The following is a 16,383-nucleotide window of genomic DNA, read 5'->3' as shown; positions in this document are numbered from 1 at the left end:
TTTATACCTACTGACTATCGGCCTAGCATGCTATTTTTGAATTAGCTGCTGACGTTGCTCACATAAGTTAAGTACGTTTTTCTTTGCCTTGGCATCGAGTTTACTCCACGCCATAATTTCATCAATGTGACGAAAGCAGCCTAAGCAAACATCTTCCTGATTCAAACAACAATTACGAACACAAGGGCTAGCAACGGTTTCTGTTGGCTGGTGGTATTTTACATTCATATTGTTTCTGCAAACTCAGTTAATTCTACTATACATTGCTTTAGGTGGTGTATTTTCTGATGGATCTCGTTATCGAGTTTGGCTAACACATCAGCCTGACTGCCATCATTATTCAGAGTTTTACTAAGCTCGTCACATTGCGTTATTAAAGGTTTAGCTGCAATAACTTTAGCTAATTTAACCAATAACACTAGCTTTTGTTTAGCCAAATCAATATTTTGTTGATCAATTGCTGTAACAAATTCTTGGCTATAATCCGTAATCTCGGTTAAATAGTCGTCTAACATAAAGGCGGCAAGCTCAGCAGAACCTTGATTCTGTGCATATTGATTTAAATCAAAAGCATTGCTCGTTATTTCGCTTACCTGTTCCAGCTTGTTATCTAACTCAATAGACAATAACTGCTCTATGTCTGCCTTGTTTGTTGCTGGTGCCAAAGGCATTGCCTTTGCTGATGTATTCATCTTTGCAGCGTTAATATCTTTACCCGATGTTACTGGTGTTTGCTGCTCTGAACTTGCATTGACGCCTAAGCCTGAGATCAGCCAAGGTGATAACTGCTCGGTAAGTTTTTGAATGTCTAACACAGGTGCTAAATACTTAATTTCGTAAGTACCATTAACAGTATTAGAGACATTATTGTGTATAACATCGGTTTTTTTAGCTAGATGTTGATTTAAAATAAATATGCCACGCTGAGCGCTGACATTTTTATTAACAGCCATATTAAAGTCTGAAAACTCAGAAATTACCAACAAGAATCGTCCCGATTGCCACAACCGTTCAAGCTGTTCAGGCCGAGACACTAAGGTAACTTTCAAACCGAGCCAATGCAGCGTTCGAATTAACAGTTGCTTGCTTTTCGTTTCTGCTATGCCAACTAATACTTCTACTTTGCTAGGTAGAAATCGGTAAGGTGCGAAAATTTCAGGCTCAACAACTAAATTAATTTTGCTGTCGCTTCGAAGTAACTGCTGAACCTCGGCAATAAGTGTTTCACTGAACCAGGGTAAATTACATGATGAAAATAAGCCTGTTCTTTGCAATATTTCGCAGTGATATGGTTGTAAAACCAATATTTTAGGCTGTAACTTATTAGGTAAGCTAGCCATATGCTGAGTGATTAAGTCATAGTCAGTTAGGTACACCTCAGCAGACAAAATAATAACGTCTATAGGATTTCGAGTGAGATGCTTAAGACTAATTTGTCGCTGAAATAACACCATATCTTGCATAGTTTCTATCACAGCTTTGCTTTTACTTAATGCTTGACAAATTCGTTCTCGATTAGCTTTTTCAGTCGCGATTACCAGTAATGAACGCTTTGAAAGCTTAATTATTTTATCGTTACTTTTTTGATGTAAGTCTTCAGCAATGGCAAACGGCATATCGAATGAGAATTTACCTCCTTCATCAAGCGACTGACATACCTTATTGTTAACATTGAATATTAACTGTAAATCTTTTAAATAATTATCGGTAATATTGTTAAGACTTTCATTGGCTTCTTCATTAAATGCTAATGTATTAATAGTCTCTTGTAACGGTTGTAATTGTGATGCTTTCTTAATAGTAAAACTAATGCGAACAATCTGTTGAGCACTGTTTACATCGATTACATTTAAGTCTATATCAAGCACTGACATATGCTGCTCTGTAAACATTTTTTGGCATATTGTGGTGAGCATAGCCTGGAACAATTCACTTTCTAGTGTGACTAAATGCGCTAAGTTTTCATCCAAGTTGACAAAAATATGGTTATTATTTTGCGCTTGATAAAAGCTAACATTCGCTATCGCTGTATTGACTTCATTCACTAGTGATACGGTTGATAACGACAAAATAAAATCGTCACAACGCAATTGCGCGCAAGTTCTTTGCTGTTCACTCAACTGAGTTAATTGCTGCAATTGCTGATAAACATAGCCTTGATAACCTGGAGTTAACGAAAGTTGTTGTTGTTGAGTCATAACGTTACTCGTGATGTCTAACACACCTTCGCTACTGGCAATGACAGCAAGCTTGTTTATCTGGTTCTGTTGTTTAACTTGTTGATGCAGCTGTACGTTTTCATCTTTAAGTAATCGGTACTCTTCTATATTTTGTATGCTACCGCACCAAGTACTATCGATATACTCAATGGTTATCGCGACCGCTTTTTCCTGATTACTGGTTAAATTTATTTTTTCAACACGCTGGTTATTTTTGGCTTTTCTCGCACTGGATAAAATCAAGCGAACGTCTGCACGACTAAAAAAATGACGCCAATGTTTATCACTGGCTTCAACCGCTAATAATGCCGTTAATTTTCGTAAAAGCTTTTTTGAAGCTAGCGGTAATTGCCAATAAATATTGCCGGTGTGGCGCGACATAAGTGCGTTATGCGCCTTAAACTGTTGCTGCTGAAGTTGAAAATCACTTTCTGAATGTAAAGGTTTGGAAAGCTGCTCTACTTTACTGATTATAGTATTAATTTCTTGTACAGGTACTTGCGTTAACACTTCTCCCGTCGTTACTAATTCATCAATAACGGCTATTCCTTGTAAACCTGCATGTTTTATTTTTTTGCGTAAACTAATGAGTAAAATAATAAAAATAATGCCAATGATTAAAAAGGTAGCCGTAATAAGCCATATATAATATTTAGGCTGAAAACTAACATCAACTAACGCTAACCAAGATAATATTTTTTGTTCAATTATTGAGGACTTAATCGGTTGTACAACGAGCATTTTATTAAGTAGCGGTGCAAGTTCAATTTTTTGTTTGCTTAGTTCGGTTTGTAAATCAATCGCCATGCGCAATTGTCCACGCCATTTTGCTAAAGTATTTTGCTCGTTAAATAATAAGGCGTTAAGGACTAAAACTTGCTCCATTAAGGCATTTTCATTCGAACTTCTAGAGACGGCAATGGCAGCGTTATCTAACCAATCATTTATATTACGTTGGGCTTTTAGTGTTGTGTAATCAAAATCGGCTAAGTCGTATTGTAAATCAAGCTGATTAAACATAACTAACGTATCGATAAGGCTTTGATGCAATTCGTGGTTTATTTTAATTTTCGTTAGCAAACGACTATAGGCTTTAACTCGGTTTACCAAGATACGGTTTGAAGATTTCTCTTCGTTAATTTGACGGTTTAAGGTTTCTTGTTCATCTGACTGTTCGCTAATTAAGTTCGCTAAATTATCAGCAATGAGAGTTAACTGAATAATAACATTATCTTTAAGCTGTAGGTTTCGTCGCTCATTCTCAGTTAACAGAGACACATTTACTGATTGTGCCTTTAACCTCATCATAAGTTGCTCGAGTAGCCTTCTGTTTTTGCGGTTTACATAAGATATACTTTTGATATTTTCCTGTAAAATCAAATAGTCATTAGCAAGAGTATTAGCGTATTTACTATTAAGAATCCCATACAAAATGCGATCACTTTGAATTAATAGTTGCTGATGTTGATTAAATTCCTCGATTGCTGGCAGCTGTTGGTGCTTTAATAGCGTTAGGTCTTGCTCATATTGTAAGTAAAAATAAAATCCGACTGAAAATAGCACCATAAAACTTAAAAATAATAGCAATAGTCTACTGGTAAGTTGGCGATATAGCGGTAATGTTGAATCCATGAACGAAGAATATCCTAACAGGTCAAATACTAATGGGTAACTTATAAAGACAAACCTGTTCGAGAAGTTAACATCTAAGTGAAATGGTTTGGCTAGATAACAGTGTATGGATTTAACGTTAATTAGCAACGATTAATACTAAATGGCATCATGAATTCATCAATACAGCGCCTGCAAATAGTGCATTTAAGGTATTAAATTCTCACTAATCGTTCAATACAGCAACTCATTTAACACAAACTACTAGCTAACTTTAAAGTAAAACATATTATTCCCATTTCAACCTAGTTCAGGCATTCGCCCATTAATAATTCAATGTATTGCTGAATATTCCTTAATATTTGAAGTGTAATAACGATAATAAATATTTGCTTAAAACAAGATAAACATCACCAAAAAAATACGGTAAGATGCCAACTTACCGAAATTTCAAAAGAGATTGGACCAGTATGAGTCAAACAAACTATCTACTAAAATTACAAGAAAAATTTCTTAAGTACCCATTTGGACGCACACTATTTAGTAAAGTGTTTGCTTCTCAAGCCCCCTATTTTAAATCGATTAAGCCAACAATTTTGACCTTAGAAGTGAATTTTTGTCAGGTGCTATTACCTAAGCGCAAGCCTGTTCAAAACCACATAGGTACTGTACATGCTATTGCGATTTGTAACGCATTAGAAATGGCAATGGGTGCTATGACAGAAGCTTCAATACCTAAAAATTTACGTTGGCTGCCAAAAGGCATGGATGTTAATTACCTCGCTAAATCTACAACAGATATCACAGCAGAAGCGAAAATCAATGCGGAGCAATGGCAAGTGGGCGACGTTAGTGTTGCCGTTAGAGCATTAGACACCCACGGCACTGTTGTTGTTGATGGCGAAATTAGACTATGGCTATCTGAAAAGCCTAAAAAGTAACCTTTGTACTGGCCAGTATTGGTTGAAAATACCGAAATAGTCGGACAAAATTTCGGTTTACTGTAATTTTTCTTGCGAATTTCCAGTCAAACGCAAGTTCGGCTATAAAAAGCAATTATTAAGAATCAATCGTTTTTTGCCAAGCTTAATGCAATGTAAGCTTGGCAAAAACACCGAAAATATCAATCATATCAAGGCAAAACAAACCAGTTATCAGTAAAGTGCTCGAACAAATCAAGCTTAGCTTTGTTTTAACTTTTAAAGTTGAAAAAAGTGTTCTTGGTAAACTTTTAACTCTGCTATAGATTCACGGATATCATCCATCGCTAAGTGTGCACCTGTTTTTACCACTTTATCTAATACTTCAGGCTTCCAACGACGCGCTAACTCTTTTATGGTGCTTACATCGATATTACGATAGTGAAAGTAATCTTCAAACTCTGGCATGTATTTGTTAATAAATCGCCTGTCTTGCCCAATACTATTACCACACATAGGTGACTTACCTTGGGTAACGTAATGCTTTATAAATGCTAACGTTTCAGCACTAGCTTGTTCAAGGCTGATTTTACTTTCCCGACACCTTTGAGTTAAACCCGATTGACCATGATGGTCGATACACCATTCATTCATATTATTCAAAACTTCATCACTTTGATGAATAGCAAACACGGGGCCTTCGGCTAATACATTCAGTTGACTGTCAGTAATTATTGTCGCAATTTCTAAAATAACATCAGTCTTAGGCTCAAGACCGGTCATTTCTAAATCTAACCAAATTAAATTGCTATCATTCACGCTCATTGTTATCCCTAGGTGAGTTACCTTTTATCAAGTTAGCGCCCATGACTAAACTGCCTACTCAGCGTAGTGTCTGCAAAAGGCGCAATTACACATGCATTTATATAATGCTTGAGTATATAATACGTCAGAATGTGGCATGATTAAAATTATTTTTCGGTAACCCTATCCGATTAAAACACAAATGCTGAGTTAACATATAAATGAGACTAACTTGTGGCTAAAGCCAAAAAACTGACCAAAGGTCAAGCACGGCAAATCAAAGCCAATCAAAGTAAGAAGTTACGTAAATCGACTGAAAAAGTGCAGTGGCAAGATGACGAACTCGCCGCTGCTGAAACGGGCACCGTTATCAGCCGCTTTGGTCAACATGCCGATGTTGAAAGCAGCGACGGCGTAATTTTCCGTTGTAACTTACGTCGCAGTATTACCTCATTAGTCTGTGGCGACAAAGTGCTTTGGCGTAGAGGTAAAGAAACACAGCATAGTATTTCTGGCGTTATAGAAGCCGTTCATGAGCGAAAGTCAGTACTTAGTCGCCCTGATGTTTATGATGGTGTTAAACCTATTGCTGCCAACATTAGTCAAATATTAATTGTATCTTCTGTATTGCCTGCTTTTAATGCAGATATTATCGATCGCTATTTAGTTGCTGCTGAGCAAACAGGCATAACGCCGGTTATCCTCTTAAATAAAGTCGACTTACTTGATGATAGTAATCGCGAAGCCATTGAAAAGCAGTTAAACATATACAGAAATATTGGTTATCAAGTCACTTACGTGAGTAACGAAACCGGCGAAGGCATTGCAGATTTAAAGCTACAGCTTAGCCAACATACTAGTGTATTTGTTGGGCAATCTGGCGTAGGCAAGTCAACCTTAACTAATACTTTAATGCCAGAGTTAGAGGTAATGACTAAAGTTGTCTCTGAAAACTCAGGGCTTGGTCAGCACACTACAACGGTTGCTAGATTATATCACTTTGAACAAGGCGGTGATTTAATTGACTCGCCAGGTATAAGAGAATTTGGTTTATGGCATTTATCACCCGAGCAGGTCAGTAATGGCTTTATCGAGTTTGACGAATACCTAGGTACGTGTAAATTTCGCGACTGCAAACATCAGAACGATCCCGGTTGTGCGCTAGTAGCGGCAAAAGACGAAGGAAGAATATTTCCTGAGCGTTTAGCTAGTTTCCAAAAAATATTAGCCAGCTTAGGTGATAACACCCTAACCTCGCGCTTTAATGATTAAAATAGATAATAAATAGATTAAGGAAAAAAAAGTGTTAATGAATAAAATTAAAATTGCTCTGCAGTACATAATGCCAAAGCATGCAATATCTCGATTAGTAGGCAAGTTTGCCGCCGCAGAAGCCGGCTGGTTAACAACTAAAGCAATTAGTTCATTTATTAAAGCTTATGATATTAATATGGCTGAAGCTAAGTTAAAAAATGCCACTGATTTTAAAACCTTTAACGACTTTTTTACTCGTGAACTTGAAGATGGCGCTCGTACTTTTATCGCAGATGAAAATACGGTTTGTTATCCTGTTGATGGTGCTATCAGTCAACAAGGCCCTATTGAGCAAGGACAACTTATTCAAGCAAAAGGCTTTAATTACAGCTTAGAAACCTTACTTGGTGGCGACAAAGCAACAGCGGCACCTTTTCAAGATGGTGAATTTTCATGTATTTACCTTGCCCCGAAAGATTATCACCGCATTCACATGCCAATTACAGGTACATTGCGTGAAATGATTTATGTACCGGGCGATTTATTTTCTGTTAACCCATTAACGGCTAATAATGTGCCTAATTTATTTGCTCGCAATGAACGTGTTGTCGCTATTTTTGATACCGAACATGGTGCTATGGCAATGGTGCTTGTCGGTGCAACAATTGTTGCCAGTATTGAAACAGTTTGGGCAGGCACTATTACACCTCCGGCAGGTAAAGATGTATTTCGCTGGCACTACCCCAAAGATGGCGTTGGTGCTATTACATTAGAAAAAGGTGCTGAAATGGGTCGCTTTAAACTCGGCTCTACCGTTGTAACAACCTTTGCACCTAACATGGTGAAATTTAATCAAGCAGCAGGTCCAGAAACTGTAACGCGACTTGGTGAACATTATGCTGATTTAGTTAACGCAACTGAAAGTACATAAACCATATTTTTTGACTTTCAAGCCTGAAGGTATTTAAAACCAAGAAGGTCATTATGCAATGATACGAGTAGTGAGTTCCACAAAAACTCACTACTAGCTTTTGAGTAAAACAGCCATACGAGGTTGCAATGCCATTGAGTTTTATGAACACAAGGCGAACAACTCCGTATTGAAATTCAGAAGCTCTGTGATTCATTAAAACAATAAAAACAGGCAATAATTTTTTACCTGCAATTTTTTCTTCGTTTAATCATCATGCATTTTTGTTAATAGCAGATAATATATCTAGCATCAAAATCGCTGCACTTATTGCATAATGCCCTATCAGCTACGCTAATTCTGCCAAAAATTAAACGTCAGAATACTTAATCTTTCACTTAAGTGCTTTGATGCTGAAATAATCAACGCTGCGTTTCAAGCAAGCTCACAGGCTTAGGCTTATACTATTGATAATTAATATTAAATTTAACAATATTTCGGTTTCCAAATCGTCAGGTTATTTACCAATTCCCCAGCACATACGCATGAAATAATATTGACCTTAAACGAGTATCCGTTCTTTTATTTGTTATTAATATTTAGATTTAAATCGGGCAATTTTATAATTGCTATTGCTCATTTATTCATCGCAAGATAGGATAGGAGTAATATGATACGAGTTAATTCGTATAACAATATAAAAAAAATGTAAAAACATAACATAATAAGACTGAACTGATTTACGCCGTTAATAGAAAATTAAAACTTAAATGCAGCGTACTGTTTAGTATAACAATGAAATAAAACTGCCTAAGGAATCTCAATGTTACGAGATAAATCAGATATTAAGCCTACCGAAGCCGAGCTGACGTTACTTAATATACTTTGGAAAATGGGACCTGCTACCGTTAGACAAATACATGAAACAGTTAGCCAAACACAAACGACTGGCTACACGACCGTTTTAAAAATATTGCAAATAATGCATGAAAAAGCGTTAGTCATTCGCGATGAAAGCAATCGAGCACACGTTTATGCTCCGGCGAATAGCGAAATGGTTACCCAATCTTCTTTATTGAAAGACTTAGTTTTAAAAGCCTTTGGTGGTTCAACGTCAAAGCTCGTTATGCGCGCACTAGATAACTCAACCAGTAAAAAAGAAATTGAAGACATTAGACAGTTACTTAATGAATTAGAACAACAGTCTTAATTCATCAACACCTTAACTAACTTATACGTAAAAGGTCACTTAAATAGGCATGTTTCAGGAAAGCTTAATTAATAATCCACTATTAGCTGCTTTAGCCATTACTCTTATCCATTTCTTATGGCAAGGAGCACTTGTTGCAGCAGTATTAAAAGCTTTTCTATCGTTAATTTCATATCAAAAGTCTCAATTACGCTACGCATTAAGCACCTTAGCTATGCTGGCTAACTTAGTTCTACCTACGATAACTTTCTTTTTTGTCTACGATATTGATTACCGTCAAGTAACCAATTTGGTGTATAGCCTACCGTTACTTGATCAAAGCTTTAATCTAGAGCATATACAAACTAATATTTGGTATGTTGAATGGTTAGAGTACCTACCACTGCTTACCATGGTATGGCTAAGCTTTGTAATTGTACTAACGCTTAAGCTAATTATAGAGTTATACAATGTAAATCGTCTGCCGCTTCAAGGCTGCACAAAAGCAGATATAACCTTACAAAAGCGATTTAATCAGTTAATAAGCCAAGTTGGCTTGTCGCAACCTGTATCTCTTTTACTTTCACATAAAACTGATGTACCCATGGCAATAGGTTGGTTAAAGCCAGTAGTGTTGATTCCATTTAGCATGGTTTCTGGTTTAACCCCGCAACAGCTTGATATGTTATTGTTGCATGAGTTAGCCCATATTCGTCGCCATGACTATTTAGTTAACTTTTTCCAAACATTGGTAGAAATAACATTATTTTTTCATCCAAGCGTGCGTTGGGTTTCAAAACAAATGCGCAATGAGCGTGAATATTGTAGCGATGACATTGCGGTAAAACATTGCGGAAACTCGCTTGCCTATGCGCATACTTTGGCAGATACAGCTTCGTTATGCGCAAATCATCGCCACCATACTATTCCGAACATGGCGATGGCAGCTTCTGGTGGTGATCTTAAGCAACGGGTTGTACGCTTATTAGAGCACCAACAACATTGTACAAAAACTAATGACTCGGGTAAGTGGTTAGCTTCGGTTAGTATTTTACTCACCGTAGTATTTCTGTTGTCAAAATATTCGTTCACCTTACCTATCATTGATTTGCAATCTGGCAGCATTTCTTTAAATAATTCGGCAACATATTTAAACAAAAGCTTACTATTACAAGCAGTGCCTAATGTTGAACCTGAAAATATTAACACGTCGTTAGCTAGCCATTTATTAGCCATAGAAAACGCAGACGGCGCAAATTCAGCATCGATATCTCCTGCGAATGCTGAGCCGAAAAAATTTAATTCAAAGCTTAAAGTTATAGCTGTTGAACCAGCTAATGAGTTAGCTATTGTAAATCAATATTCAACGAACCCGTATTACAATGAGCTACCTTTTATAGGTGCAAACACCAGCGATACAAAAAATGAAGCGCAACCTATTATTGAAGCGCTAACTCAACATTTACCTGCCCAAAAAAATCAAGCAAATTCAGATACTAAGTCAATTTCTGAAATAGCGTTTGAACGTACCGACTCTAAGCGTAATGTTGCTAAAAATAATTCATACACTAAACAAATTAGTAACCTGTTAAATGAACCTGTTACATCAAGTGATACGTTAACTAATACATTAAATAGAAGTCACCCAAAAAATTATTACCAAACAGCCAAAAGCGTGCAACTAGGCACTAATAACAATCACTTTAATCAAGCAACATTAAATGATAACGATATAAGTAAGCATGATTTACAGCATAAAACCGTAGCGGCTAAGTTATTAAGCTCTGCAGATCCTAAATACCCTAGCTCTGCAAAAAGAAAAGGTATAGAGCTAGAGGTTATGGTTGAGTTTGATATTGACCGAAATGGCTTTGTTAGAAATATCGAATTTGAATCAAAAAGTAGAGTGAACTACTTTCGAAGTACCATTCGTAATGCCATGGAAAAGTGGCGCTTTCTACCGGCTAAAAAGAACGGCCGTGCGGTAGAAAGCAAGATGTCTAAAATATTCTCGTTCAGCCTTTTAAAATAAGCTTAACGGCGCTTACGCATTGATGAATATTTTTCCTGTTGTTCAGGTGTTAATACTTGCATGATAGCATGATGATTTTTTGCTTTTTCCATTGCTAGCTGTTTAAAGCTCTCCTGAAATTCGGCATAAATTGCATTAAACTTATTTTCGTCAAATTCGCTCTCAGCATGTAGTGACTTCATTTGTTCTTTATAACTAGAAAGCGCAACTTTATTTGCTTTCCTATCTTCCTTCATACCCGCAAAAATAGCTTTTATTTCACTACGTTGCTCAGCCGTTAAGTCCAATTTTTTCGCTAGACGACGTAGACTTTTTTTCATATTACCGTGATGCTTATGACCGCCCTCACCTTTATGTTGGCTCATTTCAACGTTATTTTCGATATTATGGTCGTTTTTATTATGCCCCATGGCGCTAACACTAAGACTGCTAATACCTAGTACAAATATACTGACTACTGCGTACGGCTTAATTGTTGTATATAGTTTTTGGATTTTCATAATATTGCTCCTCAATGAATTCAACACCAGTATAATTTATGCAACGAAAAGAAACGAAAGCCAACGTAAATGTTTTGTAAAGATAGCAATGCGCTTTAAATTTATACGTTATCATGCACCACGAATCAATAAATGACTTCTATCGACATATACATCAGTAATTAGCGAGAACCACAATGAAAAATCATAAACTTTTATTAATCGACGATGACAAAGAGCTTGCCGAATTATTAACAGATTACCTTGCTACTGAAGGCTTTGAGCTTATTTGCTGTCATGATGGAATTTCAGGATTAGAAAAGGCCTTCGATGATAAAATTTCATTGATTTTGTTAGACGTTATGATGCCCGGATTAACGGGTTTTGAAGTATTGAAAGCCTTAGGTGGCAACCATAAAACACCTATTTTAATGTTAACAGCTAAAGGCGATAATGCTGATCGCATATTAGGTTTAGAGCTAGGGGCCGATGATTATTTACCAAAGCCTTTTCAGCATCGTGAGCTACTTGCACGTATTAAAGCAATTCTTCGCCGCATAAACATCGTTAAAAATACTAAAGCTCCTATTTCAGCTTTACAAGTCAATGGTGTGAAGCTTAATCACGCAACACGACAAGTGACTTGCCATGATCAGTTTGTTGAACTCACCGGCACTGAATATCAAATTATTGAGCACTTAATGGCAAAGCCAGGTTCAATTGTCAGTAAAAATGAAATTTCAGAACAAGTATTAAACCGAAAGTTAAGCGCGTTTGATCGCAGTATTGATATGCATGTGAGTAATATTCGCCGTAAGCTTCTTCCTTTTAGCCCAACGGACAAACTTAAAACCATTCGTGGCGCTGGTTATATTTTCTTAGCAGGAGAGGTGTCTTAATGCTTAAAATACCAAAAAAATTCTTTTCCATTGGCGCTAAACTATTTATTTGCTTTTGGTTGATCGTAATTTTAACTATAGTTGTTACACGGTTGATATCTGAACAATTTAGAACAAAAAGCGTTATTATTCCAACGCATCATTCAGATATCGTCAGAGTTGATCGTATCAGCCAAAAGTTAGCACTTAACCCCTACGACTCAACAGAAAAGCTGTTATCCGATTTACCCCAAAAACCTGGGCGCGAAATACTGTTAAAAAATACGAAAACTAACGAAGTACTTACTTCACATACATGGCAAACTGTTAATTTACAGGATTTTTTAACTGAAAATAACCTTGAGAATCTAACGACCATTAAGTTTGAATTCTATCGAATGACCGGCCCTGTTTTGGTTGATGTTGCCGGAACTTCATATCAATTGTATTTAGCAAATCGTGATCGAAAACCTGCATTTGGTAACATAATACAGCGTATTCCAACTTGGCTTCGTTTAGCAATTCCTATTTTTATTAGCTCGCTTTTACTGTGGTTATTAACCCGCTCATTCACCAAGCCTCTTATTGCTATGCAAAGAGCAGCCGCCCATTTTGGCGACGGCGACTTTAATACTCGCATCCCTTTAATTGCCCAACGTAATGATGAAATTGGCGCTTGTGCAGCAAGCTTTAATTTAATGGCTGAAAAACTTGCACAAAATATTGGTTCACATCAACGATTAATGGCTGATGTTTCTCATGAACTCCGCTCCCCGATGACCCGCTTACAAATCGCGTTAGGCCTTGCTCAACAAAACAATATCTCTGAAGCTTTATTACATAAACATTTACAACGATGTGAGCTTGAAATAGCTCGACTCGACGAAATGATATCGAGTGTTTTATCGCTATCAAGGCAAGAAAATACGATTAACCAACTTGAGTTAATGTCTTTAGATCTTAAACAACTACTTACGCTGTGTATTGAAGACGCACAGTATATCGCTAATGAAAAATCTATTAATATTCTCTTTGATCATCAAGGAAGCGCTTTATTGCAAGCAGATGCTAACTTACTATCGAGCGCCTTTAATAATATATTGATTAACGCAGTAAACTACAGTCATAAAAATCAACAAGTTAGTATTAAATTAACGAAAACAAATTCAACATTTATTATTGAGATAGCTGATACCGGCACAGGTGTACCTATTGAAGATTTACCTAAGCTATTTGACCCTTTTTATAGAGTTGCTCAAGCACGCGATCGGGCAACCGGTGGAACCGGGCTAGGAATGGCTATAGCAAAACAAGCTGTTGTTGCGCATAATGGTAATATCAGCGCCCAAAATAATAATCAAAACGGATTAACAGTAACCATTGAATTACCCACTGCAATCGGCAAAAATAGTCGTCATCAAGCTTAAATTATTTTATGTAGTAGTCTTATTGGGACTATTGCTAGGAACCCCGTTAATGGCTAATGACAAAAGCATAGAAAGTAAGCGAGCACTTACAACCCAAAAAGAGCTCGCCATTGCAGATTTTTGGAAGACAGTGAATCATGCTTCATTCGAAACCGAAGATAGAATTACTATTGCTTATGCCACTAACCTTAAGCGTCCAGAAAAGCCGTTCATTGTTATTGTTCCTGGCCGCTCAGAAAGCTACTTAAAGTATCAAGAATTGGCATTTGATCTCGATAACCTAGGTTATGACAGTGTTATTATTGATCATCGCGGCCAAGGGCTTTCAGCACGATTAACGCCTAATCGTTTACAAGGGTATATTAAAAAGTTTGATCACTACGCCCAAGATTTAAACCAGTTAATTAGCGTCGTTTTACCCGAGCAATACCCGCAACATAATAAACAAGCCTATATGCTGGCACATTCTATGGGCGGAGCGATTGCCTTAAGGTATTTGCAGTTATATCCGCATAATATCAAAGCACTGACATTAAGTTCACCGATGATCGCTATATCAAGTGGTGGCACACCAAAGTGGTTGGCGAAGTCATTAATAAAAACAGGCTCAACATTAAATCGCTGGCTGTCAGACAACCCTTGGTACTTTTTGGGACAAAACGATATCAATAAAAGTACTTTTGAAGAGAATTACCTGATGCATTCTGCGCCTAGGTTCGAGCGTTTTCAAGCGCTATACCAGGCGCAACCTGAATTAAAGCTTGGCGGAGTAACCTTTACCTGGTTAGAACAAGCCATAATTAATTCAGACAACTTATTTAAAGATATAAACAAACTATCGCTTCCCATACAAATGCTACAAGCCGGTAACGAACTAATTGTAGATAATGATGCTCAGTTAAGTTTTTGCCAGCAACTTTATAAAGCCAATAAAAGTGCGTGCCCTGAAGGTAAACCCGTTGTTATCGACGGTGCATATCACGAGCTTTATTTTGAGGTAGACCAATACCGAGATATCGCGATAGATAAAACTATCGCGTGGTTCGAGTTACACCAATAACATTAAGTGCTTATGAGTAAAGCGTTATTAATTAAAAAAGTTGAAGACTAAATACGCTTTATGTCTTCACTTTTTTGTTGATGATTAGCCGCAGATAGCGGGTCATGATGAATAAAGACTTCACAAGGTGCTAGCGCTTCAATAATTTCAAGTTCAATCGCTTCACCTATTATATGGGCTTCAAACAGAGACAATTCTCCATCAAGCTCTAAATGAAACTGTATAAAACGGTCAGGACCTGCTTGTCGTGTTCTTAATTCATGCAAACCTAGTGTACCTTCATGCGCTAAAACTATTTTCTTAATAACACTCAGCTCTTCTGAAGTTAATTCGTGATCCATTAACTGATGCACGCTGGTCCATATTATTTTACCTGCGCCAATTAGCAAAAATATACCAACTGCAACCGTAAATACTCCATCTGCCTGTAACCAGTAACCTTGGCTAAGAAATAATGCCGCCAACACGCCTAAATTCAATATCAGATCAGATTGATAATGCAAAGCATCAGCGCTTATCGCAACCGACTTTGTTTGACTAATAACCCATTTTTGCAATACCACTAGCATTAATGTCATCACAATCGCAATAATCGATACCACAATACCGACTTCAGTTCGAACAACTTCTTGAGGGCTAATCGTGCGTTCAACACCATTAAATACTAGCAGTAGCGCTGAACCTAAAACAAAGGCGGCTTGCACTAAGCCAGCTAAACTTTCTGCTTTGCCATGACCAAATTTATGCTCTTTATCAGCTGGCGCTAAAGCAAAACGTAAAATAACCACATTCATAATAGAAGCAAACAAATCTAAAATAGAGTCGGTAGCAGAGGCCAACATAGCACTAGCGTCAGTCACAAAAAATGCATAGAGCTTTATTAGCACTAACACCAAGGCCGTTGTCGATGCAGCAAAGGCCGCCATCTTAACTAAGTGCGCATATTGAGCAGAATCAATCTTGTTTTCTGACACTGGGTTCTCCCATGAATATATATTCTAAAAAATTGTCAAAGCAAAGCTTAAGCATTCGCTTCAAGGCCTGTATAATAACATTTAATTATAGAATTTATTAAGCACTTGCTATGTTAGATGTCGTTTTATTTCAACCTCAAATACCGCCCAATACAGGTAATATTATTCGCTTATGTGCCAATACGGGGTTTAGATTACACCTTATTGAACCATTGGGTTTTGATCTAGAAGATAAAAAACTCCGCAGAGCTGGACTAGATTACCATGAGTTTGCGGCGCTTAAACGTCATGCAAGTTATGAAAGTTTTGTTGAATCTGAACAACCTAAACGCGTGTTAGCGGTAACGACAAAATCAACCGGTTATTATGGTGATATAAACTTTGAGGCCGGTGATTATCTCTTATTCGGCTCTGAAACCGGAGGTTTGCCTGAAGATGTTAGACAACAAATCCCCGATCAAGACAAAATTAGAATACCGATGTTAAAAGACAGCAGAAGTATGAACTTATCAAACGCAACAGCCGTTATCGTTTATGAAGCATGGCGCCAATTGGGTTTTGAAAATTCGGTTTAAAAGCAGAGGTTGAATTAGCGAGAAGCTAAAATTAGAAAAATGAACTTAAAG

Annotated in this window: 14 protein-coding genes; 9 read left to right on the top strand and 5 right to left on the bottom strand. The window is 37.1% G+C overall.

The genetic code is table 11. The annotated features are described in order from the left end of the window. Positions 1–30: 30 nt before the first annotated feature. The gene (locus B6A32_RS16580) at positions 31–228 is read right to left on the bottom strand and encodes a DUF1289 domain-containing protein (protein ID WP_085306036.1); all 198 of its coding nucleotides are present in this window, start codon (positions 226–228) and stop codon (positions 31–33) included. After that, on the bottom strand, positions 225–3,851 hold the full coding sequence (locus B6A32_RS16575; protein WP_085306035.1) for a hypothetical protein: 3,627 nt from the start codon (positions 3,849–3,851) through the stop codon (positions 225–227). The genes B6A32_RS16580 and B6A32_RS16575 overlap by 4 nt, the downstream gene beginning before the upstream one ends. Positions 3,852–4,300: 449 nt before the next feature. Here B6A32_RS16575 and B6A32_RS16570 point away from each other — a divergent pair, with 449 nt between their 5' ends. After that, positions 4,301–4,771 carry a hotdog fold domain-containing protein gene (locus B6A32_RS16570; protein WP_085306034.1) on the top strand — a complete coding sequence of 157 codons (471 nt, stop codon included), beginning with the start codon at positions 4,301–4,303 and terminating at the stop codon, positions 4,769–4,771. A gap of 258 nt (positions 4,772–5,029) precedes the next feature. Here B6A32_RS16570 and orn read toward each other — a convergent pair whose 3' ends face one another. Beyond that, positions 5,030–5,575 (bottom strand): oligoribonuclease, encoded by a 546-nt coding sequence (orn, locus tag B6A32_RS16565; RefSeq protein ID WP_085306033.1) that lies wholly within the window; start codon positions 5,573–5,575, stop codon positions 5,030–5,032. A gap of 213 nt (positions 5,576–5,788) precedes the next feature. Between orn and rsgA the strand changes: the two genes are divergently transcribed. The 4 genes from rsgA to B6A32_RS16545 all read left to right on the top strand — a co-directional run bounded on the left by rsgA (position 5,789) and on the right by B6A32_RS16545 (position 10,939). Further along, positions 5,789–6,826 carry a small ribosomal subunit biogenesis GTPase RsgA gene (gene rsgA / locus B6A32_RS16560; protein ID WP_085306032.1) on the top strand — a complete coding sequence of 346 codons (1,038 nt, stop codon included), beginning with the start codon at positions 5,789–5,791 and terminating at the stop codon, positions 6,824–6,826. 37 nt (positions 6,827–6,863) lie between these two features. Further along, positions 6,864–7,739: an archaetidylserine decarboxylase gene (asd, locus tag B6A32_RS16555; RefSeq protein ID WP_085306031.1), complete on the top strand. Its 876-nt coding sequence runs from the start codon at positions 6,864–6,866 to the stop codon at positions 7,737–7,739. 802 nt (positions 7,740–8,541) lie between these two features. Next, on the top strand, positions 8,542–8,928 hold the full coding sequence (locus B6A32_RS16550; protein WP_085306030.1) for a BlaI/MecI/CopY family transcriptional regulator: 387 nt from the start codon (positions 8,542–8,544) through the stop codon (positions 8,926–8,928). 49 nt (positions 8,929–8,977) lie between these two features. Further along, entirely contained in the window at positions 8,978–10,939 is a 1,962-nt protein-coding gene (locus tag B6A32_RS16545) for a M56 family metallopeptidase (protein ID WP_085306029.1), read from the top strand. 2 nt (positions 10,940–10,941) lie between these two features. Here the strand turns inward: B6A32_RS16545 and B6A32_RS16540 are convergent, their stop codons facing one another. After that, a complete protein-coding gene (locus tag B6A32_RS16540) occupies positions 10,942–11,439 on the bottom strand; it encodes a Spy/CpxP family protein refolding chaperone (RefSeq protein WP_085306028.1) in 498 nt (165 codons plus the stop codon). Between the two features lie 176 nt (positions 11,440–11,615). Between B6A32_RS16540 and B6A32_RS16535 the strand changes: the two genes are divergently transcribed. Genes B6A32_RS16535 through B6A32_RS16525 form a run of 3 tightly spaced genes read left to right on the top strand, consistent with a single transcriptional unit; the run spans position 11,616 to position 14,783 of the window. After that, on the top strand, positions 11,616–12,317 hold the full coding sequence (locus B6A32_RS16535) for a response regulator (protein ID WP_085306027.1): 702 nt from the start codon (positions 11,616–11,618) through the stop codon (positions 12,315–12,317). After that, on the top strand, positions 12,317–13,723 hold the full coding sequence (locus B6A32_RS16530) for an ATP-binding protein (RefSeq protein ID WP_085306026.1): 1,407 nt from the start codon (positions 12,317–12,319) through the stop codon (positions 13,721–13,723). Before B6A32_RS16535 ends, B6A32_RS16530 begins: the two co-directional genes overlap by 1 nt. 49 nt (positions 13,724–13,772) lie before the next feature. After that, positions 13,773–14,783: an alpha/beta fold hydrolase gene (locus B6A32_RS16525; RefSeq protein ID WP_085306025.1), complete on the top strand. Its 1,011-nt coding sequence runs from the start codon at positions 13,773–13,775 to the stop codon at positions 14,781–14,783. A gap of 47 nt (positions 14,784–14,830) precedes the next feature. On the opposite strand, the gene B6A32_RS16520 is transcribed toward B6A32_RS16525, so the two are convergent. After that, on the bottom strand, positions 14,831–15,757 hold the full coding sequence (locus tag B6A32_RS16520) for a cation diffusion facilitator family transporter (protein ID WP_233131455.1): 927 nt from the start codon (positions 15,755–15,757) through the stop codon (positions 14,831–14,833). A gap of 110 nt (positions 15,758–15,867) precedes the next feature. Here B6A32_RS16520 and trmL point away from each other — a divergent pair, with 110 nt between their 5' ends. Further along, positions 15,868–16,332, top strand: coding sequence for a tRNA (uridine(34)/cytosine(34)/5-carboxymethylaminomethyluridine(34)-2'-O)-methyltransferase TrmL (trmL, locus tag B6A32_RS16515; RefSeq protein ID WP_085306024.1), 465 nt, complete (start codon positions 15,868–15,870; stop codon positions 16,330–16,332). The last annotated feature ends 51 nt before the right edge of the window (positions 16,333–16,383 follow it).

The organism is Colwellia polaris, from assembly GCF_002104515.1.
Classification (GTDB): domain Bacteria; phylum Pseudomonadota; class Gammaproteobacteria; order Enterobacterales; family Alteromonadaceae; genus Cognaticolwellia; species Cognaticolwellia polaris.
This window is presented reverse-complemented; position numbering and strand designations above follow the sequence as displayed.

Coding starts and splice junctions, on each gene's coding strand:
- B6A32_RS16530 (WP_085306026.1), top strand. CDS start 12,317: ATGCTTAAAATACCAAAAAAATTCTTTTCCATTGGCGCTAAACTATTT.
- trmL (WP_085306024.1), top strand. CDS start 15,868: ATGTTAGATGTCGTTTTATTTCAACCTCAAATACCGCCCAATACAGGT.
- asd (WP_085306031.1), top strand. CDS start 6,864: ATGAATAAAATTAAAATTGCTCTGCAGTACATAATGCCAAAGCATGCA.
- B6A32_RS16580 (WP_085306036.1), bottom strand. CDS start 228: ATGAATGTAAAATACCACCAGCCAACAGAAACCGTTGCTAGCCCTTGT.
- orn (WP_085306033.1), bottom strand. CDS start 5,575: ATGAGCGTGAATGATAGCAATTTAATTTGGTTAGATTTAGAAATGACC.
- B6A32_RS16535 (WP_085306027.1), top strand. CDS start 11,616: ATGAAAAATCATAAACTTTTATTAATCGACGATGACAAAGAGCTTGCC.
- B6A32_RS16545 (WP_085306029.1), top strand. CDS start 8,978: ATGTTTCAGGAAAGCTTAATTAATAATCCACTATTAGCTGCTTTAGCC.
- B6A32_RS16525 (WP_085306025.1), top strand. CDS start 13,773: ATGGCTAATGACAAAAGCATAGAAAGTAAGCGAGCACTTACAACCCAA.
- B6A32_RS16575 (WP_085306035.1), bottom strand. CDS start 3,851: ATGGATTCAACATTACCGCTATATCGCCAACTTACCAGTAGACTATTG.
- B6A32_RS16570 (WP_085306034.1), top strand. CDS start 4,301: ATGAGTCAAACAAACTATCTACTAAAATTACAAGAAAAATTTCTTAAG.
- B6A32_RS16550 (WP_085306030.1), top strand. CDS start 8,542: ATGTTACGAGATAAATCAGATATTAAGCCTACCGAAGCCGAGCTGACG.
- B6A32_RS16540 (WP_085306028.1), bottom strand. CDS start 11,439: ATGAAAATCCAAAAACTATATACAACAATTAAGCCGTACGCAGTAGTC.